At 67.8% G+C, this 20,808-nt stretch carries 21 protein-coding genes; 9 read left to right on the top strand and 12 right to left on the bottom strand.

Translation table 11 applies throughout. The features are described from left to right. Window positions 1-227: 227 nt before the first annotated feature. The 7 genes from NMB43_RS19925 to NMB43_RS19895 all read right to left on the bottom strand — a co-directional run bounded on the left by NMB43_RS19925 (window position 228) and on the right by NMB43_RS19895 (window position 6,768). Window positions 228-1,139: an SMP-30/gluconolactonase/LRE family protein gene (locus tag NMB43_RS19925; RefSeq protein ID WP_494349922.1), complete on the bottom strand. Its 912-nt coding sequence runs from the start codon at window positions 1,137-1,139 to the stop codon at window positions 228-230. Then, window positions 1,136-2,656 (bottom strand): tripartite tricarboxylate transporter permease, encoded by a 1,521-nt coding sequence (locus NMB43_RS19920; RefSeq protein ID WP_494349921.1) that lies wholly within the window; start codon window positions 2,654-2,656, stop codon window positions 1,136-1,138. The genes NMB43_RS19925 and NMB43_RS19920 overlap by 4 nt, the downstream gene beginning before the upstream one ends. Window positions 2,657-2,668: 12 nt before the next feature. Further along, the gene (locus tag NMB43_RS19915; RefSeq protein ID WP_494349920.1) at window positions 2,669-3,175 is read right to left on the bottom strand and encodes a tripartite tricarboxylate transporter TctB family protein; all 507 of its coding nucleotides are present in this window, start codon (window positions 3,173-3,175) and stop codon (window positions 2,669-2,671) included. A 108-nt stretch (window positions 3,176-3,283) separates the two neighbouring features. Next, window positions 3,284-4,249 (bottom strand): Bug family tripartite tricarboxylate transporter substrate binding protein, encoded by a 966-nt coding sequence (locus NMB43_RS19910; protein WP_494349919.1) that lies wholly within the window; start codon window positions 4,247-4,249, stop codon window positions 3,284-3,286. A 73-nt stretch (window positions 4,250-4,322) separates the two neighbouring features. Then, complete coding sequence (locus NMB43_RS19905) at window positions 4,323-4,970, bottom strand: 2-dehydro-3-deoxy-6-phosphogalactonate aldolase (RefSeq protein WP_494349918.1); 648 nt, start codon at window positions 4,968-4,970, stop codon at window positions 4,323-4,325. After that, the gene (locus NMB43_RS19900; protein ID WP_494349917.1) at window positions 4,967-5,950 is read right to left on the bottom strand and encodes a 2-dehydro-3-deoxygalactonokinase; all 984 of its coding nucleotides are present in this window, start codon (window positions 5,948-5,950) and stop codon (window positions 4,967-4,969) included. The genes NMB43_RS19905 and NMB43_RS19900 overlap by 4 nt, the downstream gene beginning before the upstream one ends. After that, window positions 5,947-6,768 carry an IclR family transcriptional regulator gene (locus NMB43_RS19895; protein ID WP_494349916.1) on the bottom strand — a complete coding sequence of 274 codons (822 nt, stop codon included), beginning with the start codon at window positions 6,766-6,768 and terminating at the stop codon, window positions 5,947-5,949. Before NMB43_RS19895 ends, NMB43_RS19900 begins: the two co-directional genes overlap by 4 nt. A 194-nt stretch (window positions 6,769-6,962) precedes the next feature. Between NMB43_RS19895 and NMB43_RS19890 the strand changes: the two genes are divergently transcribed. The 3 genes from NMB43_RS19890 (at window position 6,963) to NMB43_RS19880 (ending at window position 10,380) form a co-directional block, all read left to right on the top strand. After that, window positions 6,963-7,739, top strand: a complete 777-nt coding sequence (locus NMB43_RS19890) for an SDR family NAD(P)-dependent oxidoreductase (protein ID WP_494349915.1) — start codon at window positions 6,963-6,965, stop codon at window positions 7,737-7,739. Window positions 7,740-8,189: 450 nt separating this feature from the next. Beyond that, window positions 8,190-9,692 (top strand): CoA-acylating methylmalonate-semialdehyde dehydrogenase, encoded by a 1,503-nt coding sequence (locus NMB43_RS19885; protein WP_494349914.1) that lies wholly within the window; start codon window positions 8,190-8,192, stop codon window positions 9,690-9,692. 76 nt (window positions 9,693-9,768) lie between these two features. Then, entirely contained in the window at window positions 9,769-10,380 is a 612-nt protein-coding gene (locus NMB43_RS19880; RefSeq protein ID WP_494349913.1) for a glutathione S-transferase family protein, read from the top strand. Between the two features lie 66 nt (window positions 10,381-10,446). On the opposite strand, the gene NMB43_RS19875 is transcribed toward NMB43_RS19880, so the two are convergent. Beyond that, entirely contained in the window at window positions 10,447-10,791 is a 345-nt protein-coding gene (locus NMB43_RS19875) for a hypothetical protein (protein ID WP_494349912.1), read from the bottom strand. A 271-nt stretch (window positions 10,792-11,062) separates the two neighbouring features. On the opposite strand from NMB43_RS19875, the gene NMB43_RS19870 reads away from it, so the two are divergent. Further along, window positions 11,063-11,662, top strand: a complete 600-nt coding sequence (locus NMB43_RS19870; protein ID WP_494349911.1) for an NADPH-dependent FMN reductase — start codon at window positions 11,063-11,065, stop codon at window positions 11,660-11,662. A gap of 12 nt (window positions 11,663-11,674) precedes the next feature. Here the strand turns inward: NMB43_RS19870 and NMB43_RS19865 are convergent, their stop codons facing one another. Further along, window positions 11,675-11,950, bottom strand: a complete 276-nt coding sequence (locus NMB43_RS19865; RefSeq protein ID WP_494349910.1) for a metal/formaldehyde-sensitive transcriptional repressor — start codon at window positions 11,948-11,950, stop codon at window positions 11,675-11,677. Between the two features lie 77 nt (window positions 11,951-12,027). Here NMB43_RS19865 and dmeF point away from each other — a divergent pair, with 77 nt between their 5' ends. Continuing rightward, entirely contained in the window at window positions 12,028-12,957 is a 930-nt protein-coding gene (gene dmeF, locus NMB43_RS19860; protein ID WP_494349909.1) for a CDF family Co(II)/Ni(II) efflux transporter DmeF, read from the top strand. Between the two features lie 10 nt (window positions 12,958-12,967). Here the strand turns inward: dmeF and pncB are convergent, their stop codons facing one another. The 3 genes from pncB to acuI all read right to left on the bottom strand — a co-directional run bounded on the left by pncB (window position 12,968) and on the right by acuI (window position 16,155). Next, window positions 12,968-14,185, bottom strand: a complete 1,218-nt coding sequence (gene pncB, locus NMB43_RS19855; RefSeq protein WP_494349908.1) for a nicotinate phosphoribosyltransferase — start codon at window positions 14,183-14,185, stop codon at window positions 12,968-12,970. Window positions 14,186-14,207: 22 nt separating this feature from the next. Continuing rightward, the gene (locus tag NMB43_RS19850; protein ID WP_494349907.1) at window positions 14,208-15,068 is read right to left on the bottom strand and encodes a cysteine hydrolase family protein; all 861 of its coding nucleotides are present in this window, start codon (window positions 15,066-15,068) and stop codon (window positions 14,208-14,210) included. Window positions 15,069-15,171: 103 nt separating this feature from the next. Beyond that, window positions 15,172-16,155 carry an acrylyl-CoA reductase (NADPH) gene (gene acuI, locus NMB43_RS19845; RefSeq protein WP_494349906.1) on the bottom strand — a complete coding sequence of 328 codons (984 nt, stop codon included), beginning with the start codon at window positions 16,153-16,155 and terminating at the stop codon, window positions 15,172-15,174. A gap of 523 nt (window positions 16,156-16,678) precedes the next feature. Here acuI and NMB43_RS19840 point away from each other — a divergent pair. From NMB43_RS19840 to NMB43_RS19825, 4 genes are all read left to right on the top strand, one after another. Beyond that, window positions 16,679-17,917: a GTP cyclohydrolase II gene (locus NMB43_RS19840; protein WP_494349905.1), complete on the top strand. Its 1,239-nt coding sequence runs from the start codon at window positions 16,679-16,681 to the stop codon at window positions 17,915-17,917. Then, complete coding sequence (locus NMB43_RS19835) at window positions 17,914-19,164, top strand: DUF1688 family protein (protein WP_494349904.1); 1,251 nt, start codon at window positions 17,914-17,916, stop codon at window positions 19,162-19,164. The genes NMB43_RS19840 and NMB43_RS19835 overlap by 4 nt, the downstream gene beginning before the upstream one ends. Before the next feature lie 12 nt (window positions 19,165-19,176). Continuing rightward, window positions 19,177-19,821, top strand: a complete 645-nt coding sequence (upp, locus tag NMB43_RS19830) for a uracil phosphoribosyltransferase (RefSeq protein WP_494349903.1) — start codon at window positions 19,177-19,179, stop codon at window positions 19,819-19,821. 152 nt (window positions 19,822-19,973) lie between these two features. Continuing rightward, the gene (locus NMB43_RS19825; protein WP_494349902.1) at window positions 19,974-20,660 is read left to right on the top strand and encodes a TetR/AcrR family transcriptional regulator; all 687 of its coding nucleotides are present in this window, start codon (window positions 19,974-19,976) and stop codon (window positions 20,658-20,660) included. Window positions 20,661-20,808 lie beyond the last annotated feature (148 nt).

The following is a 20,808-nucleotide window of genomic DNA, read 5'->3' as shown; positions in this document are numbered from 1 at the left end:
ACGTTGTCAACAAGCGTCAGCGAGGTGACGTTTTGCGGCAGTGGGGCGATGTGCTGACCACCCGCCCGTCATTCCTGCGCAGAGCCTGCCCTCGACCCGATCGGGGGCAGGCTCTGCGCAGGGACGACGGGGTGGGGCAGATTGGTACCCCTCTCCCCGGCGGGAAGAGGGGCAGGGGGAGAGGGGTTCTTTGCGGTTGCGGGGAAACAGGCGCGCGATGGCCCGGCTCAGCCTGCCAGGCGCGGTTCCGGGATGCCTTGCGCGCCGGGGCGCAGCATCAGCACGCGGCCGCCATCGGGGTCAGTGATGAGGTCTTCCGGGCCGCGGCTCAGCGAGGTGACCAGCAGGGTGCGCAGGTCGGGGCCGCCGAAGGCGCACATGGTGGGCTTGAGCATGGGCGTCTTCCACACCTGGTCGAGCCGGCCCTGCGGGGTGAAGCGCTTGATGCAGCCTTCGTCGAGGCAGCAGATCCAGTAGCAGCCGTCGCTGTCCACCGCCGCGCCATCGGGGCGGCCGATCATTTCGCGCATGTCGACGAAGACACGCCGGTTGTGCGCGCGGCCTTCGTCGATGTCGTAGTCCCAGGCCCACAGCATGCGCACGTCGCGGTGCGTGTCGGAGCTGTAGAAGGTCTTGCCGTCGGGGCTGAAGGCCGAGCCGTTGGGGATTACGTAACCCTGCTCCATGCACTGCAAGCCATCGGCACGGGTGAAGCGGTACCAGTTGCCGGCCGGGCTGGCGAGTGAGATGTCCATCACCATGCTGGACACCCACAGCCGCCCCTGGCGGTCGCAGCGGCCGTCGTTGAAGCGCATGCCGGGCTGGGCATGTTCGACGCTGGCGATGCGCCGCTGCACCGCCTGCTCGCCGTACTCGGGCAGGTCCACATCGAAGATGCCGGACACGCAACTGCAGGTGAGCCCGCCGTCGGCGCGCAGCACCATGCTGCCCAGGGTCTCGTCGACATACCAGCGGCGTACCTGGCCGCTGGCCGCGTCGAGGCGGAAGACGGCACGTGCCGGCAGGTCGATCCACATCCAGCCCTGCTGCTCGGCCACCCACACCGGGCCTTCGCCGCAGGCGTTGCGCGGCTCGATGTCGAGGATGGCCTCGCGGCCGATCTGGAATTGCTCTGTCATTGCGCGGCCTCGGCTTGGGGGAGCGCGTCGCTTGGCGCAGCGGCCCCTTTGCGCTTGCGCAGCAGCGGCAACAGCATGCTGAACAGCGCGACCAGCAGCAGGCCGGCAGTGATCGGGCGGGTGTACAGGAAGTCGTAGCTGCCGTTCGACAGGGACAGCGCGCGGCGGAAGCTGGCCTCGGCCATGGGGCCCATGATCAGTGCCAGCACGATGGGCGAGGCGGGGAATTCCCACTTCTGCATGAAGTAGCCGATGAAGCCGGCGATCAGCATGATGCCCACGTCGAACATGCTGTTGTTCAGCGCGTAGGTGCCGACGATGCACAGGGCCAGGATGATCGGCGTCAGCACCGCCTTGGGCAGTTGCAGGATGCGCCCCATGAAGCGCAGTGAGCCCAGGCCCATGGCGAGCATGAACACGTAGCAGATCAGCATGCCGGCGAACAGCGTGAACACCATGTCGGCGTGCTCGCGGAACAGCAGCGGGCCGGGCTGCAGACCTTGCAGGGTGAGTGCGCCGAGCATGACGGCGGTGACCGCGTCGCCCGGAATGCCCAGGGTCAGCATCGGCAGCAGCGCACCACCGGTACAGCCGTTGGCGCCGCTCTCGCAGGCTGCGACGGCCGCCAGTTCGCCCTTGCCGTAGTTCTCCGGCGTCTTGGAGAAGCGCTTGGCCTCGTTGTAGGCGACGAAGGCGGCGATGTCGGCACCGGCACCGGGAATCGCGCCGATCAGGATGCCCAGGCCGGTGGAGCGGCCCACCGTGCCGAGCATGCGCTTGTAGGTGCTCCACGGCGGGATGATGCGGCCCAGCGCGGCGGCCACGGCCTTCTGCACGCTGCGGTCCTCCATCGCCTTGAAGGCCTCGGCGGTGGCGAACAGGCCGATCATGACCGGGATGAAGGGCACGCTGAACAGCTCGGTGAAGCCACCCGTGTAGCGCGGGAAGCCGCCCATGGGGTCCATGCCCACGGTGGCGATCAAGAGGCCCAGGAAACCCGAGATCAGGCCCTTGACCACCGAGGCGCCGGAGATGCTGGCGATGATGGACAGGCCGAAGACCGCCAGCGCGAAGGTCTCGGCGGCGGAGAATTCCAGCGCGATGCCGGCCAGCAGCGGAGCCATGAAGATCAGCACGATCACGCTGATCGTCCCGCCGATGAAGGAGGAGAAGGTGGCGGTGCCGAGCGCGATGCCGGCCATGCCCTTCTTGGTCAGCTCGAAGCCGTCCATGGCGGTGGCGGCGGCGGCCGGCGTGCCGGGAATCTTGAGCAGGATGGCAGTGACCGAACCGCCGTAGATGCCGCCGAAGAACACACCGGAGATCATCAACAGGCCGGACACCGGATCCATGCCGAAGGTGAAGGGCAGCAGGATCGCCACCCCCATGGTGGCGGTGAGACCGGGCAGTGCGCCGATCACGATGCCGATGGCGACCCCCAGTGCTGCCAGGACCAGCGCGAAGGGCTGGTTCAGCAGGTTCTGGAAGCCATTGAGGAGCATGCCGAGTTCATACATGGCGATACCTCGTCAGGAAGCGACTTGCTCGAACAGGCTGCCCACGGGCAGCGGCACGTTCAGGCTGTAGGAGAAGAGCGCATAGAGCAGCGCGGTGACGACGATGGCGACCAGCGGCGTGGCGAGCTTGCGGCGCCAGCCCATCATCCACATCAGGCCGGTCAGGTAGAGTACCGTGGTCAGCGCGTAGCCGATCCAGTCCATGGCGAAGATGCACAGGCCAGTGGCGACGACACCGATGGCCACGCACACGTAGCCCAGCAGATCGACGCGTGCGGCGTCCTGGCGCGGCGGGGAAGGCTGGCGCAGGCTGCCGGCCATCATGACCAGGCACAGCACGATCAGCACGCCGGCATACAGCGTGGGAAAGCGTGCGGGGCCGACGTCGGTTTCGAGATTGGTTGCCGGGAAGCTCTGCGCGGTCACGATGGCGAGGACCGCCACCATGATCAGGATGCAGCCCACGACGATGTTGGCGGCGCGCGGCACGGCGGCGGCCGGGGTGGATGAATTACTCATGCTTGTCTCCTGCATGCATGCCCGGTACCTGCCCGCCGCCGGCCGCCCTCCGGCGAGGGAGGGTGTCGGCGGGCGACGCGGCGGGGAACAGGTCCGGTGGCGGCGTGCTTACTTGGCCAGGCCCAGCTTGGTCATCACGGCCTTGAAGAAGGCGTTGTCCTTGTCCATCGTGGCCTTGAACTCGGGCCCGTCGGCATAGGCCCAGGTCAGGTTCATCTTGCTCAGCGCGTCACGGAAGGCCTGATCTTCGGCGGTCTTCTTGGCGGCGGCGCGCAGGGTGTCCACGATGGGTTGCGGCGTCTTCTTGGGCACCACGATGCCGCGCCAGGTGTAGACCGAGACATCCACGCCCTTCTCCTTCAGCGTCGGTACCTGGTCGAAGTTCTTGGCACGCGCGTCACCGGCTACCGCCAGGATGCGCAGCTTGCCGGCGGCCACATGGGCCACCACTTCGGCCGGGCTCACCGTGACCGCTTCGATGTGGTTGCCGAGCAACGCGGTCACCGCGGGGTTGGCGCCGTCATACGGGATGTGGTTGAACTTGACGCCGGCCTTGTCCTCGATGGCCTCGGCCGCGATGTGCCAGATGGCGCCGGTGCCGGAGTTGCCGATGCGCAGCTTGCCCGGGTTGCTCTTGGCATAGGCCAGGAACTCGTCGATCGTCTTCCATTGCGAGTCGGCATTCACCGTGATCGCGCTGGGCTCGGCGTTGAGGCGCGCGATCGGGGTGTAGTCGTCCACCGTGAAGCGGGCCACGCCCATGTGCGGCAGCATGGCGATCTCCACCGTGCCCATGCCGATCTTGTAGCCGTCAGGGCGCGCCGCCATGATCTCGGTGAGGCCCACGGCGCCCGCGCCACCGGTCTTGTTCACCACGCCGATGGCCTGCGGCAGGTACTTCTTGGCGGTGTCGGCGAAGGCGCGCGCCACCAGGTCGGTGCCGCCACCGGCGGCGTAGGGCACGATCAGCTCGATCTGTTTGGTCGGATAGTCCGCCGCCTGTGCGACGCCACCCACCAGCATGGCGGCCGACAGGCCCAGCACGAGCTTGGAAAAGGAACGACGAGTCTTCATGGTGCAACCTCCTTCGATGGATACGGTGAGTCCTGCGGGTCTGTGCCCGTTGATGACTGATGGGGGAAAAACCTCAGTGTTCGATGGCCCTCCAGGCGGCGACGAAGCGGCGCGCGCGCCAGCCCAGTTCGTCCACCGTGGTGCCCTTGCCGTACAGGGCTGAGCCAAGGCCGAAGCCAGCCGCGCCGGCGACCTGCCACACGGCTAGGTTGTCGGGGCTCACGCCGCCTACCGGCAGCACGCGCGCATCGGCCGGCAGCACCGCGCGCAGCGCCCTCACGGTGGCCGGGCCGGCCTGCTCGGCCGGGAACAGCTTGAGTGCAGTGGCGCCGGCGGCCAGCGCGGCGAAGGCTTCGCTCGCGGTGAAGAAGCCGGGCAGGCTGATCAGGCCGGCCGCATGGGCGGCGGCGATCAGCGCGGTGTCGGTGTGCGGCGTCACCATCAGGTCGGCGCCCATGTCGGTCAGGCGCTGTACCTGGGCAATGGTCATCACGGTGCCGGCACCGACCAGCACGTCCGGCGGCAACACGCGACGCAGCGTGGCGATGCTGGTGAAGGGGTCGGGCGAGTTCAGCGGTACTTCGATCAGCTTGAAACCGGCCTCCACCAGTACGCGGCCGGCAGCCTCGGCATCGCCGGGCGGCAGGCCGCGCAGGATGGCGACCAGGGGCATGGCCTGCATGGCGGCCTCGAAGCAGGCCAGACGCGCTGTTGCGTTCATGTGGAGGTTTCCTCTTGCGTGTTGCTCAGCAGACCGGCGGCGCGCGCGAAATCGAGCAGGCCGGCTGGCGCGGTGTTGTCCAGCACGGCGGCGGGGGCGCGCTCGAGCAGCGCCAACGCCTGCACGTAGCGCTGGCACAGCGCGGGGTCACCGATCAGCAGCAGTGGTGTCGTGGGCGCGGCGTCAGCCAGGCCGGAGACCAGCTCGTGACCGATCAACAGGCCGGACAGGTAGTCCTTCAGCGCGGCCGGGGCGAGCTGGCCAGTGAGGCCCAGGGTGCGTACTGCAAACAACTGGTGGCCCAGATCGCCAGGGCCGGCGGCGCGGGCGGCGGCGAGGCCCTGCGCGAAGGCTGCGCGTGCTTCGTCCGGCGTGGCGGCGGTGTCGGGGAACAGGCGACCGAGGATGCTGTGGCGGGCCAATACCGCGAACAACTCGCCCGTCATGTAGGTGGCGAAGCGCTGTACGCTGCCGCCCCGCACTTCCACCCATTTGGAATGCGTGCCCGGCAGCACCATGCGCGCATGCGCGGCCCACTCAGGATGGCGCGCCAGCGCACCGGCAATCTGGATCTCCTCGCCGCGCAGCACATCGGGTGCCGCCTCGGGCGGGCGGTGGATCAGGCCGGGCGCGATCAGCAGAGAGACACCGGCGATGCCGCTGTCGACCTGCACGCCATGCGCGGCGAGGGTCTGCAGGTCGGCCGGGCAGCTCACATAGGGCGCCTCGCGCCAGCCCTGGGCGCTGCCGACCATGCCGCCGGCCACGACTGGCAACTGCGGATGGGCGGCCAGCCAGGTGGTGGCAATCTCGGCGAAGGCGTGGCGGAAACCGGCCTCGCCGGGCTGCGGCAGGTTCTGGATGCCGTGCGCGCTGGCGCGGCTGGCGAGGATGCTGCCATCGGCGCCGAGCAGGAAGGCGCGCAGGCTGGAGGTGCCCCAGTCGAGCGCCAGCAGCGCGGGGCGGGTCGGTAGGTTCATGCGGGAATCCATCCCAGGTCGCGGGAAATCGCTTCGGCGGTGTCGCGCACCAGCGGGCCCAGCCGCAGCATGCGTTCCTCCGCCATGTAGGGCACCGCGCTGGCGATGCTGATGGCGGCCACCACCTTGCCGGTGAGGTCGCGCACTGGCGCGCCCACGCAGCGGATGCCCAGTTCGTTTTCTTCCAGGTCCATGACCCAGCCCTGACGCAGGTAGCCATCCATCTGCAGGGCGTACTCGGTCCATTCGATGACCGGGGCCGCGCCCTGGTTGCGGCGCACGTTCATCGCGTAGTCGTAGAGGCTGCGCCACTGCTCGCGCGGCACGCCCAGCAGCAGGGCCTTGCCGACGCCAGTGGACGCCACCGGCATGCGGTTGCCGACGCGCGAGCGCATCTCCAGGCCGCGCGTGCCGGGAATCTTGTCGAGGTAGAAGACCTCCAACCCCTCCATGACACCCAGATGCACGGTGTCGCCGGTGTGGCTGGCCAGCAGTTCGATGTGCGGCCGTGCCAGGGCCACCAGGGGGCGCTGTTCGAGCGCCTTGATGCCCAGCGCGATCAGCTTGGGCCCCAGCAGGTAGCCCTTGTAGGGCACGTGGTGCAGGTACTGCTGCTGCACCAGGCTGCCCAGCATGCGGTGGGTGGTGCTGCGCGGCGTGCCGAGGTGGGCTGCGATGCCCTTGACGTCGCTGATGCCGGCCGCCACGCATTCGAGCAGGGCCAACCCGCGCAGCAGGGTCTGCGTCCCGGCCGTGCTGGTCTTGTCTTCCTCCTTCGCGTTGCCGATGGCGTGCATGTTGTCGGTCTGTTCTGTCATGCGAGTGTCCTCATCCTAGGAATGCGAATTCGGTGTGTCAAATAATAGTGTTGTGCGCCAAATAGTGAGACAAAATGCATTAATTCGACAGGAGTCGCTCAAATCTGCATGCTTTGAGCGCAATTTATTCCAGCTTTTAGTTATTTGTCCCATCTATTGAGACAAAGAGCGCATTTGATATAAGGGAGAACCCTATGTTTGCTGACCTCAAGAACCGTCGCGTCCTCATCACCGGCTCCAGCCAGGGCATCGGCCTGGCGGCTGCGCAGGCCTTTGCCGCAGCCGGTGCGCGCGTGGGGCTCAATGGCCGGCGCCGCCCGGACGACATGGATGCCACGCTCGCCGCGATGCGTGCGGCCGGTGGCGAGGCCGAGTTCCTGCCCGCCGACCTGAGCCACAGCGACCAGTGCCACGGCCTGGTGGAGGCCTTCGTGGCGCGCTTCGGCGGCATCGACGTGCTGATCAACAACGCCGGCGGCCTGGTCGGGCGCAAACCGCTGCCCGAGATCGACGACGCCTTCTACGACGCGGTCATGGACCTCAACGTGCGCTCGATGCTGATGATGACCAAGTACGCGCTGCCGCACCTCAAGGCCTCGGCTGCGGCGAGCGGGCAGACCGCCTCGGTGATCTCGGTCGGCTCGATCGCCGGCTATGCCGGTGGCGGCCCGGGTGCCGGGCTGTACGGCGCGGCCAAGGCGTGGATCCACAACGTGCAGAAGAACTGGGTGAACTTCCACACCCAGGACGGCATCCGCTTCAATACCGTGTCGCCGGGCACCTTCGACACCGCCTTCCATGCCGACAAGGACGAGGCCACACGCGCCAAGGTCAGCGCGGGCATCCCGATGGGCCGCTTCGGTCGTCCGGAGGAAGTGGCGCCGGCCTTCCTGTTCTTCGCCTCGCACATGGCCAGCGGCTACATCACCGGGCAGATCCTCGACGTCAACGGCGGGCAGTACATGCCCTGAGCGGGCGAGGTATCGCCTTCGTCATGCCTGCGCAGGGACGATGAGCATGGGGGGCTCCCCTCGCCCCTGTGGGGAGAGGGGGAGGGGAGAGGGGCCGCGCCAACCCCTCCCTGGCCCTCCCCTTGTCAGGGGAGGGGACAACTGAGGGCTCGGCCTGGTTTGTTTCTCCCCGACCAGGGGAGCTCCGTAGGGTGGGCACGGGGTGCCCACGCGTTCGCAATGTTCGACGGTCCCACGTGGGCTCACCGAGCCCACCCTTGTATCTTTCCTTTACCAGCGGAGAGGAGGCCGTCAGCGTATCCACCGCCTCCCGTTATTCCTTCGCAGCACAGGCGACCAGGGCGGCCCTGTCACGGCCGTTCGCCGCATGAGGCTTATTCACATCGCCAGATCACCGACCCGGGGGAGCCCTGACACAATGCAGCAAGACCCTGTCAGGAGGACCCGCCCGTGAACACATCCGCGCTCATTCCGCATTTCATCGCTGGCCGCCGCGAGCCCCTGTCGGCTGCGCGCAGCGCGCCGGTCTTCAACCCCGCGAGCGGCGAGCAGTGCGCGCGCGTGGCGCTGGCCAGCGCCGCCGAGGTGGCGCAGGTGGTGGCCGTCGCCAAGGCGGCGCAAGTGGCCTGGGGCGAGGCTTCGCCGCTGCGCCGTGCGCGCGTGATGTTCAAGTTCAAGGAGTTGTTGGAACGGCATCAGGCCGAGCTGGCCGCGATCATCAGCCGTGAGCATGGCAAGGTGCAGGCCGATGCCTTCGGCGAAGTCACGCGCGGCCTGGAGGTCGTCGAGTTCGCCTGCGGCATCCCGCATCTGATCAAGGGCGAGTTTTCGGACCAGGTCGGTGGCGGTGTCGACAGCTACAGCCTGCGCCAGCCGCTGGGCGTGGTGGCGGGCATCACGCCCTTCAACTTCCCGGCCATGGTGCCGCTGTGGATGCTGCCGGTGGCGCTGGCCTGCGGCAACGCCTTCATCCTCAAGCCTTCCGAGCGTGACCCCTCGGCCAGCCTGATGCTTGCCGAGCTGTTGAAGGAAGCCGGTCTCCCCGATGGCGTGTTCAACGTCGTGCAGGGTGACGCCGAAGCCGTCAACGCGCTGCTGGAACACCCTGACATCGCGGCGGTGAGCTTCGTCGGCTCGACGCCGATCGCGCGCCACATCTACGCGACCGGCACGGCGAACGGCAAGCGCGTGCAGGCGCTGGGCGGGGCCAAGAACCATCTGGTGGTGATGCCGGATGCCGATCTCGACCAGGCCGTCGACGCGCTGATGGGTGCGGCCTATGGCTCGGCCGGCGAGCGCTGCATGGCGATCTCGGTGGCCGTCGCCGTCGGTGACATCGCCGATGCGCTGGTGGCGAAACTGGCTGACAAGGCGCGTGCGCTGCGTGTCGGGCCCGGCGACGATGCGGCCTCCGAGATGGGCCCGCTGGTCACGCGGGCGCATTGCGACAAGGTGCGCGGCTATGTCGACGCGGGTGTGGCCGAAGGCGCCACGCTGGTGGTCGATGGTCGCGCGCTGAAGGTGGCGGGGCATGAGGCCGGCTTCTTCCTCGGCCCCTGCCTGTTCGATCACGTGACACCTGACATGACGCTGTGGCGCGAGGAAATCTTTGGCCCGGTGCTGGCCGTGGTGCGCGTGGCGGATTTCGAATCCGCGCTGGCGCTGATCCGCAGTCATGCCTACGGCAATGGCGTCTCGCTGTTCACCCGCGATGGCGATTGCGCGCGCGAGTTCGTGCGTCGCGTCGAGATCGGCATGGTCGGCGTGAACGTGCCGATCCCGGTACCGATGGCCTTCCACAGCTTTGGTGGCTGGAAGCAATCCATGTTCGGTGACCATGCCATGCACGGCATGGAGGGGGTGCGCTTCAACACACGCCTGAAGACCGTCACCAGTCGCTGGCCGACCGGCATCCGTGCCGGCGCCGAGTTCGTGATGCCGACGCTGAAATAGCCGCGGGGGCGAACCTGGGGCGCCTTGCGCCGTATAGTGTTGGCATGCCCGTTTCCATGCCGACAAGGACGCCTTCATGCTGACCCTGTTCCACCACCCCGGGACCTGTTCCCTGGCCTCGCTGATCGCCCTCGAACATGCGGCTGCCGATTACACCGTGCAGCGTGTCGATCTGTCGCGGGGCGAGCAGCGCACGCCGGAGTATCTTGCGCTCAACCCCAATGGTCGCGTGCCTGCCCTGAAGACGGCGCGTGGCGTGCTCACCGAGACGCCGGCTATCCTGCTCTACATCGCGCAGACGCACCCTTCCGCTGCCCTGGCGCCGCTGGACGACCCTTTCGCGTTGGCACAGGTGCAGGCCTTCAACAGCTACATCTGCTCGACCCTGCATGTGGCGCATGCGCATCGTTTCCGCGGTGCGCGCTGGGCGGATGATCCGGCGGCCATCGAGGCCATGAAACGCAAGGTGCCGGAATCGGTGGGCGCGTGCTTTGCGCTGATCGAGGCGCAACTGCGACCCGACAGTTGGGTGTTCGGCGAGCAGCCGGGCATCAGCGATTTCTACTTGTTCACTGTCGCGCAGTGGCTGGAGGGCGACGGCGTGGACCCTGCTGCCTGCCCCAAGGTGGTCGCCCACCGTGCGCGGGTGGAGGCGCTGCCTGCGGCGCAGAAGGCGCTCGCGGGCTGAGGTCGTCGGACCATGCGCAGATGAAACGCCCCGCCAATGGCGGGGCTGTAGCAGAGCGCGATGTAATCAGGTTGGCAGGCCGCTCGCGGACATGCGATCACGGATCTTGTCGCGTTTGCCAAAGGTCGAGGCAAGCTGGCGATTCATCTTCTGCAGCGCGGAGTCGAGTGCCTGGGCCACGCTCGCGGCGTCGTCCGACACGCTCAGCGGCTCCAGCCCGGCGGGGCGGACCTCCAGCGTGCAACGGTGATCCACGCCGGCGCGCGGGCCGTTCAGGTCGCGGATGTGCACGGTGGCGCGGGTCAGGCGGGCGCGATGATGGCGTAGCCCGTCGGCTACGCCGGCGGTGATGGTCTGGATGACTTCCTGGCGCGCGGGGCTGTGGGTGTCGATGTGTACCTCGATCTGCATAGTTCGCTCCTCGATGATGGTCGGGACGGGTTCCCTCGTGGAGAGGGCCCTGAAGATGGGAGGCCTGGCGTGGCCAGAGGTTCCATCGGCGGGCGGCAGATTGAGCAAGCGCAAGCCCTGGGTCAGCCGTGGGAACTTTGCGCTGGGCAGGCCTGCCGCAGACGAGCGGCGCAGGATTCTGCGCTGCAGCAAACGACTGGGCGACTTGCTAAAGTGAATGGCGGCGCGGCTTTCCGGCGTGCCGACCCTTCACCTACGCGAGATAGTCAAGATGACCCCCAGCCGAATCCTCATCATCCCCGGTAGCCAGCGTGACGGCTCATTCAACCGCCAGCTCGCCCGCGCGGCCGCCGCGCTGGCTACCGCTGCCGGTGCCGAGGTGCGTGAGTTCGACCTGCGTGCTCTCAACCTGCCGGTCTACGACGGTGACCTGGAGGCCGCGAACGGCGTGCCGGCCACAGCCTGGACGCTGCTGCAGGCGATACAGGATGCCGATGGCATCCTGATCGTGACGCCCGAGTACAACGGCTTCCCGACCCCGCTGGTCATCAATGCCTTCGACTGGCTGTCGCGCATTCCGGCGGGCGAGGCGCATCCCTCGGGCCTGGCCGCCACCGCCAACAAGCCGGTGGCGCTGCTGGCCGCTTCGCCGGGCCCGCTTGGTGCGCTGCGCTCGATGAACTTCCTGCGTCAGTACCTGCAGATGGCCTTCGCCATGATCGTGTTGCCACAGCAGTTCGCGCTGGGCCGCGCAAGCGAGGCTTTCGACGAACAGGGCGCGCTGCGCGAGGCGCGCGCCCAGCAGTCGGTGCAGGGCGTGCTGGATGCGTTGCTGCGGCTGGCGCAGGCGCTGCGCCCGCCGCAGCCCTGAGGTGCGCCAGGACTACTTGAGATAGGCGCGCAGCGCCGTCACCACCTGCTCCACGTCTTCATGGCGCTGCGCCGGTGTGCTGTCCTGCGCGCCGAGGTGCTCGCGTACATGGCCTTCCAGCACCTGCGCCATGAGGCCGTTTACCGCGCCGCGGATGGCGGCGATCTGCTGCAGCACGGCGGCGCAGTCGGTCTCACCTTCGAGCGCGCGTTCCAGGGCGTCCGCCTGGCCACGGATACGGCGCACGCGTGTCAGGAGCTGTTTCTTGTTCTTGATGGTGTGGGCCAAGGTGGTTGCCTCTCTGGCTCGGTATATACTCCCCCCCAGTATATATCGAGGGGTGTGAGATGGAGCTGGCAGCGAGGATGCACGTGTGTCACAGCCGTGTGCACAACGAGGGCAATGCGCTGGCCGAGCGCAAGGTGCGCTGGGCCGTGCTGCTGACCGTGCTGATGATGATCGGCGAGATCAGCGGCGGCCTGATCTTCAACTCCATGGCCCTGCTGGCGGACGGCTGGCATATGAGTTCGCATGCCCTCGCGCTGGGGCTCTCGGTCCTGGCCTACTGGGCGGCGCGCCACTTCGCGCAGGACGGGCGCTTCGCCTTCGGCACCTGGAAGATCGAGGTCATCGGCGGCTATACCAGCGCCTTGCTGCTGTTGGTGGTGGCGGCGCTGATGCTGGTGCAGTCGGTCGAGCGCCTGATCTCGCCGCGGCCGATCCACTATGACCAGGCCATCGCGATCGCCTTGCTGGGGTTGGTGGTCAATCTGCTGTGTGCCTGGCTGCTCAAGGACGAGCATCAACATCATGAGCACGATCACCACCATGAGCACGGCCATGACCACGGACACGCGCATCACCACGACCTGAACCAGCGCGCCGCCTACCTGCACGTGCTGGCGGATGCGGCCACCTCGGTGCTGGCGATCATCGCGCTGTTCTCCGGCAAATGGTGGGGGGCGGACTGGCTGGACCCGGTGATGGGCATCGTCGGCGCAGGCCTGGTGGCGGTGTGGGCAGGTGGTCTGCTGCGCGATACCGGGCGCGTGCTGCTGGATGCCGAGATGGACGCCCCGGTGGTGGCGGAAATCGAGGAGGTGATCGCGGCCAGCCCGCTGCCGGCGACCATCACCGACCTGCACGTGTGGCGCGTCGGGCGCGGCAAGTACGCCTGCATCCTGTCATTGCAGGTGCAGGGCGAAGCGACGCCGGAGATGTTCCGCCAGATGCTCGCCGTGCATGAAGAGCTGGTGCACGTGACGGTGGAGATCGTGGCGCCGGCTGCGGCCTGAACCGGCGGCCTCAGCTTACCGCCGGATGCTTGAACACCTGGCGCAGGTAGGCCAGGAAGGTCTGGTCCTCGCACAGGGTCTTGCCCGGCGAGTCGGACAGTTTGGCCACCGGCTGTCCGTTGCAGGACAGGATCTTCATCACGATGTTGAGTGCCGGCAGCGGCGTATCGTTCGTGAGGTCGGTACCGATGCCGAAGCTGGTGCCGATGCGCCCGGCGAAGTGGCGGTGCAGTTCGATCGCGCGCGGCAGGTTCAATCCGTCGGAGAACACCAGGCGCTTGCTGCGCGGGTCGATGCGCAGTTGCTGATAGTGCGCGATGGCCTTCTCGCCCCACGCGACAGGGTCGCCCGAGTCGTGGCGCAAGCCGTCGAAGAGTTTGGCGAAGTACAGATCGAAGTCGGCCAGGAAGGCGTCCATGCCCACCACGTCGGTCAGCGCCACGCCGAGGTCGCCGCGGTACTCCTGCACCCAGCCCTCCAGTGCCGCCTTCTGGAAATCGCGCAGGCGGAAGCCGAAGGCCTGGTAGGCCTGCAGATACTCGTGCGCCATGGTGCCGATCGGCGTCAGCCCCAGCTTGTGGGCAAGGTACACGTTCGAGGTGCCGCGGAAGTGCTGCGGCAAGCTGGCGGCCAGGGTACGCACCACTTCCTCCTGCCACGTGCCGGAATAGCGGCGGCGCAGGCCGAAGTCGAAGAACACGAAGGGGAAGCTCGGGTGGCTGCCCAGTTCGTCGGCATGTGCGCGGACGAACTGGATCTTCTGCTGCAGACGCGCGCGGGCGACGTCCAGGTTCTCGGCTATGTTGCCCAGGCGGCGGAAGTACAGCTCGTTGACGATGTACAGCACGAAGATCTCGAAGCCCATCACATGCACCAGCGGGCCGCGCGCGGTGATCTGCAGGGTCTCGCCCTCGGCGTGGACCTCGACGAAGCGGCGCTGGAAGCGGAACACCGTCAGGAAGTCGATGAAGTCGCTCTTCATGAAGCGCAGGCCGCGCAGGTAGTCCAGTTCTTCCTGGCTGAAGCTCAGCGAACACAGGTGATCCAGCTCCGCCTCGACCGCGGGCTTCAGCTCGGCAAGCGGAAACGCGGGCTGGTTGCGGCAGACGAAGGCGTACTCGGCTTGCGCGCCGGGATGGCTGTGCAACAGGGCCTGCCACATCGTGAACTTGTAGAGATCGTTCTCGATCAGGCTGCGCACCACCGGTGCGTCGGACGTGTAATTCATGTGTGCGGGTCTATGCGCGTGTTCAGGCATTGGCACGCCAGGCGGCCAGCGCGGTGTGGGCATCGGCAAGGCGCGCGCCGCGTCCGCGCATGTCGGCGAGGAAGGCCGCGTGCTGCGCCTCGAAGCCGGCCACCGGGCTCATGCAGTCGCTCAGCAGGACCAGCTTTCCGATCTGTGCCGGGCCGAAGCATTCCGCGATGTGCTCGGTCGTCGCCTTCACGCAGTGACTGCTCGCCTCGCCGGCGATGAAGACCTGGTCGGCCCCGGCCAGCGAGGCGATCAGTGCGGCGTTGAGCTGGGTAGATGGGTCGGCCGGGTCCGGCACCTCCGCCTTGACCGCGCTGTAGTGCTCGGTCCACGGGTTCGTGCCCTTGAGCACTTTGGCGACCGTGCGGCCGCAGGCGGTCTCCCACTGGTTGTAGGCCGCCACCAGCGCGGGGTGCACGCCGTGGCCCCAGGTGCCGATCTCGCAATGCACCGGCCATACCATGTGGGTGTAGCGGCCGGTCGCCTCCAGCGCCTCCAGGTAGGCCTGGCAGCGTGTCTGCGCAGCGGCCTCGCGTGGCCGGTACTGGCCGGTCCGCAACTGGGCGGCGCTGATCTGGGTGAAGGGCGCCACCGGCGCGCCATCGCCTTGCTGCCAGAAACCCGGGTGGGCGATGTCGAGGTGCTGGTGCGAGTCCAGCGTCACGGTGATCTCGCTGAGCCCGCTGCCGGCCTCGCGCACTACCTCGGCCAGGCGCAGCATGTCGGCATGCGCGCCGCCCACCGGCAGCGCGGGCGCACAGCGCCGGCCGGCGATCTCCGGGCAGTAGTCGGCGGGCAGGTCGCAGAAATCGTTCTGCGGGTCGATGATCAGCAGGTGCAGGGTCTGGCGGGGCATGACGGGCGCGGAGGGCGGATAGGGAGCGTGGCGGACGGTGACGTCATCCTACTCCGGAAGCCTGCTCCGGGCGGCCCTGTCGCGCCACAGGGCTAGGCCGGGATCAGCGATTGACGTCCACCACCACGCGCCCGCGCAGCCGGCCTTCCATCAACACCTGGGCGGTGGCGATGGCCTCCGACAGGCCGATCTCATGCGCGATGCTGCCCAGCCGCGCGAGATCGAGGTCGCGCACCAGGCGGTGCCAGGCCTCGATGCGCAGTTCGCGCGGTGCCATCACGCTGTCGATGCCGGCCAGGGTGATGTTGCGCAGGATGAAGGGCGCCACCGTCGACGGGAAATCCATGCCACCGGCCAGACCGCAGGCGGTGACCACACCGCCGTAGCGCGTGCTGGCGCACAGGTTGGCCAGCACATGGCCGCCCACCACGTCCACCACGCCGGCCCAGCGTTCCTTGGCGAGCGGCTTGCCGGGGCTGGCGAAGGCGGCGCGGTCCAGTACCTCGGCCGCGCCCAGCGCCTTGATGTAATCGGCCTCCTCGGCACGGCCGGTGATGCCCACCACGGTGTAACCCAGCTTGGACAACAGCGCGACCGCCACGCCGCCGACCCCGCCGGCGGCACCCGAGACGGCGATCTCACCCTTGTCCGGCGTCACGCCGTGGCGCTCCAGCGCCATCACGCACAGCATCGCGGTGTAGCCGGCGGTGCCGATCTCCATGGCCTGGCGCGGGGTGAAGGCCAGCGGCAAGGGGATCAACCACTCACCTTTGAGGCGGGCCTTTTGTGCCAGCGTGCCCCAATGCACTTCGCCCACACCCCAGCCATTGAGCAGCACTGCGTCGCCGGCTTTCCACTCCGGGTGGCTGCTCGCTTCCACCACGCCGGCCATGTCCACGCCGGGCACCATCGGGAACTTGCGCACCACCGGGCCCTTGCCGGTGATGGCCAGGCCGTCCTTGTAGTTCAGCGTGGAGTACTGGATACGCACGGTGACGTCGCCTTCGGGGAGGCTGGCTTCGTCCAGCTCGCACAGGCTCGCGCGATACCCGGCCTCGTCTTTCTCGATCAGGATGCCCTTGAACATGTTGTGCTGCCTTTCTGTGTCATGGCGGAAAGCCGGTCAGCGCCGGCGCGATCGGTTTCAGCGTAGCAGCATGCTAGCGGGATGCGTTATGTCCGGGCGCAAGGAAGGGGCCGCTGCCCGGCCAGTGTGGATAAGTCGTTGGGTCCCTGCCTGCGCAGGGACGACGGTGGCGGGGGCGCCGCAATGGTTCCGTCATTCCTGCGCAGAGCCTGCCCTCGACCCGATCGGGGGCAGGCATCCCGTGACTTTGGCATTCTGGCCATGCCCGCTGTGGTCTTGTCGCAGGCACCAAATCCGTACGCAGCACTCGTAAGCGGCATTGTGTCGGTGCATGCCGGATGGGCGAAGGCGATGGGATGCAGGCCGTGTTATGCGGTGGGGTGAATGGCCGCAGAGCCGCTGGATGCCTGCCTTTGCAGGAATGACGGCGTGGGTGGTGGTGGGGGGCTTTCATGGGCTGGCACGCAACTGGCTTTTATGTCGGTGAAAGCTGACCAATCGGTCAGGTTTTGCGGAGATGAAGATGGACCACATCGTGCTGACCTCCCACCCGCGCAGCGGGAAGGGCAACCTGATTCCCGCCGTCCACTGGGGTGCGGCCGACCCGGCCGAGCGCGGCCCGCTGGTGGCAAGCCTCACGCAGCCTGCGCTGCGCAACGTGATCGGCACGCACTCGGGCTCGTACTCGGTGTATCGCGCGCTGGCCGTGGCGGCCGGCCATCTGCAGCGCGACCACAAGCCGGACCTCACCAACACCACGCCGGTCGAATCCATCGGCCCCTTCGCGCAATGGGGCGACCCGCACAAGATCGTGTCGCTGGACCCCTGGGGCCACAAGGTGGCCGAGGTCTTCGGCGGGCAGATTGCGGCGGGCATCGACGTGCGCCCCACCATCGCGATCACCAAGGCGCACATCAACATGCCGGAACTGGTGGCGGCCATCGCGGCCGGGCGACTCAAACCGGACGGCGACATCCTCGAAGCCAATGGTGACGTGCGCGTGACCAAGGCAGCCATTGAGCCGGTGTGGTACCTGCCCGGCGTGGCGGAGCGCTTCGGCATCAAGGAAAGTGCGCTGCGCCGCGCGCTGTTCGAGCAGACCGGCGGCATGTTCCCGGAGCTGGTGACGCGGCCTGACCTCAAGGTCTTCCTGCCGCCCATCGGCGGCATGACGCTGTACTTCTTCGGCGACATCGACAAGCTCGGCAAACCGGAGACGAAAGTCGCCTGCCGCCTGCACGACGAGTGCAACGGCTCCGACGTGTTCGGCTCCGACATCTGCACCTGCCGGCCCTACCTCGCGCACGGCATCGAGGTGTGCATCGAGATGGCGCAGCAAGGCGGCGTCGGCATCGTCATCTACAACCGCAAGGAAGGGCGCGCGCTGGGCGAGGTCACCAAGTTCCTCGTCTACAACGCACGCAAGCGCCAGGTCGGCGGCGACCGCGCCGAGACCTACTTCGAGCGCACCGAGTGCGTGGCCGGCGTGCAGGACATGCGCTTCCAGGAATTGATGCCTGACGTCTTCCACTGGCTGGGCATCACTCGCATCGACCGCTGGGCCTCGATGAGCAATATGAAGCACGGCGCGCTGACCGCACAGGGCATCGAGGTCGTGGAGCGGGTGCCGATTCCGGATGAGCTTATTCCGGCCGATGCCAAAGTGGAGATGGATGCCAAGAAGGCGGCCGGCTACTTCACCGACAAGGTGCCGGAGATCACCGAGCTCTCCATCGCCAAGGGTCGGGGGTTGCACGAATGAACGCGCCACTTGCCACCGGCTGGCATACCCCGGTGCCGCCAGATCATCCGGCCAGCGCCCTGCTGTCGGCGCGTGCGGTGCGTGCCCGCTGTGCGGCGGTGATGGGCTGGGTCGAGCAGGGCGCCTCGCCTCACTTCACCTGGCATCCGGACCGACTGCCCGAGGTGGCGGCGTATGTGGCCGACACCATCCGCCAGCGCTACCCGGAACTGACGGTGCCCTACCATGCGCGCAAGCGTCACTTCGAGGCCGGCAGCGTGGACCGTTGGGCGCAGCTCGTGCATGCCCATGGCCTGGCGGGCGATCCGGCGGAGTGTGCGCGGGTCGCCATCGACCTGACCATTCCCAGCGTGCTGCTGGATGCGGGCGCGGGGCCGGACTGGAAGTTCTTCGATGCCGCCACCGGGCAGACGCATGCGCGCTCCGAAGGCCTGGGCGTGGCGAGTTTCCGCCTGTTCGAGAGCGGCGCCCTGTCGGTTGATGTGCGCCACCCGCTGCGCTGCGATGCGCGCGCGCTGCAATCCTTCACCGAAGAGAAACTCGCGGCCGCGTTCCAGGTCGGCGCCGGCAATCCTCTGGTGGGCCTGCCCGGCCGCGTGGCGCTGTTGCGTGCGCTGGGCAAGGTGAGCGGGGCCACGCCGGCGGTGTTCGGCAAGCCGGCACGCCTGGGTCATCTCTACGATTACCTGCTCAGCCTGTCACATGATGGACGCATTGAAGCCAGCGTGGTGCTCGATACCCTGTTGCGTGCGCTCGGACCGGTCTGGCCGGGGCGTGCCGAGCTGGATGGTGTGCCGCTGGGCGACTGCTGGACACACCCGGCATTGACCGATGGCTGGGTGCCCTTCCACAAGCTCACCCAGTGGCTTACCTATTCGCTGCTGGAGCCGCTGGAGGCAGGCGGGCTCACCGTCACCGGGCTGGACGCGCTGACCGGCTTGCCCGAGTACCGCAACGGTGGCCTGCTGCTCGATGGCGGCCTGCTCGTGCCCAAGGATGCGACCTTCGCCCGCAGCCCCTGGCAGGTGCATGACGAGGCCATTGTCGAATGGCGCGCGGTCACCGTGATCGCCCTGGACCGCATCGCCGAGGCAGTGCGTGCCGAACTGGATCTGAGCGCTGCCGATTTCCCGCTGGCGCGCGTGCTGGAAGGCGGCAGCTGGGCCGCCGGCCGCCGCATCGCCGCCGAGCTGCGCCCCGGCGGCGGCCCCCCGCTGACGCTGATCAGTGACGGAACCGTTTTCTAGAAGGAGAGCCCCATGCCCGCGACAGACTTCACCAACCTGACCGTCATCGACCATCCGCTGCTGCAGCACAAGCTCTCGTACATCCGCAGCGAGGACACGACGACCGACAACTTCCGCCGCCTGGTGCGCGAGATCGCGCAGATGATGGCCTACGAGATCACGCGCGATCTGCCGACCGAGAAGATCACGGTGAAGACGCCGCTGACCAGCTTCGAGTCGCCCGTCATCAGCGGCAAGAAGCTGTGCCTCGTCTCCATCCTGCGCGCCGGCACCGGTATGCTCGACGGCATGATCGACCTGCTGCCGGGTGCGCGCGTGGGCCACATCGGCCTCTATCGTGACCCCGAGACGCTGCAGGCGGTGGAGTACTACTTCAAGGTGCCGGAAGACATCCATGAGCGCCTGGTGATCGTGCTCGACCCGATGCTCGCCACCGGCCACTCGGCCACCGCGGCGGTCGACCGCCTCAAGGAGATCGGCGTGACGAGCATGAAGCTCGCCTGCCTGATCGCCGCACCGGAGGGTGTGCATGCCTTCCAGACCGCGCACCCCGATGTGCCGTTGTGGCTCGCCTCGCTGGACTCGCACCTCAACGACCACGGTTACATCGTGCCCGGCCTGGGCGATGCGGGGGACCGCATCTTCGGGACGCGCTGATGGCGCGCACTGCGCTGCAATCCCCTCTCCCGCTGGCGGGAGAGGGTGGCGCGAAGCGCCGGGAGAGGGGGCTACGCGAAGCGACCCCCAACCCCGCGCTCCGCGCTCCACGGTCGGCCCTGCATGGCCGACCGGCTGCGCAGGCGGATGGCATGCCATCCGAAACCCCCGCTCGCCCCGTCCGCGACGGGAGAGGGGAGCATTCAGCGGCTGCGCCGGTTGTAAAGCCCGGGCGCATCCGCCAGGCGCAGGAGAGCACCATCCTGCAGGCGGCCGAGCAGGTGTTCGCCCGCGCGGGCTTCGCCGGTACCAGCATGAGCGAGCTGGCGTTGGCGGCGGGCCTGCCGAAATCCACGCTGCTGTACTACTTCGGCAGCAAGGAGGCGATCTACCGCGCGGTGCTGGCCAACATCCTCGCGCTGTGGCTGGAGGGAGCCGACGCCATCCAGGTGGGCGCCGAGCCACGCGAGGCCTTGCGCGCCTACATCCGTCACAAGATGCGCCTCACCCGCGAACGGCCGGACGCCTCGCGCGTGTTCGCCAACGAGCTGCTGCACGGTGCGCCGCAGATCGGCGACATCCTGCGCAGCGAGCTGCGTGCACTCGTGGCCGCCAAGGCACGCGTGATCGAGGGCTGGATCGCCGCCGGCCGCATGGCGCCGGTGGACCCGGTGCACCTCTTCTTCAGCCTGTGGGCGATAACCCAGACCTATGCCGATTTCGAGCCGCAGGTTGCGGCGGTGCTGGGCACCTCGCAGCCGCTGTCGGCGCGCGCGCTGGGCCGTGCCGCCGCGCATGTGGAGGATTTCGTGTTGCGTGCCTGTGGCCTGAACGAATGAGCGCCATCGCCCGTCGTTCCTGCGCAGAGCCTGCCCTCGACTTGATCGGGGGCAGGAATCCAGTGTCTTTGCGAGTCTTCCCGCCCCCTGAACCTGAGCGCAAAACCACCCTATTTGCGCCACGCCATAGGCGTGCGCGCTCAAGCCG

Source organism: Uliginosibacterium sangjuense (assembly GCF_059132465.1).
The sequence above is the reverse complement of the archived record's forward strand: the minus strand, read 5'-3'. Positions and strand labels throughout refer to the sequence as shown.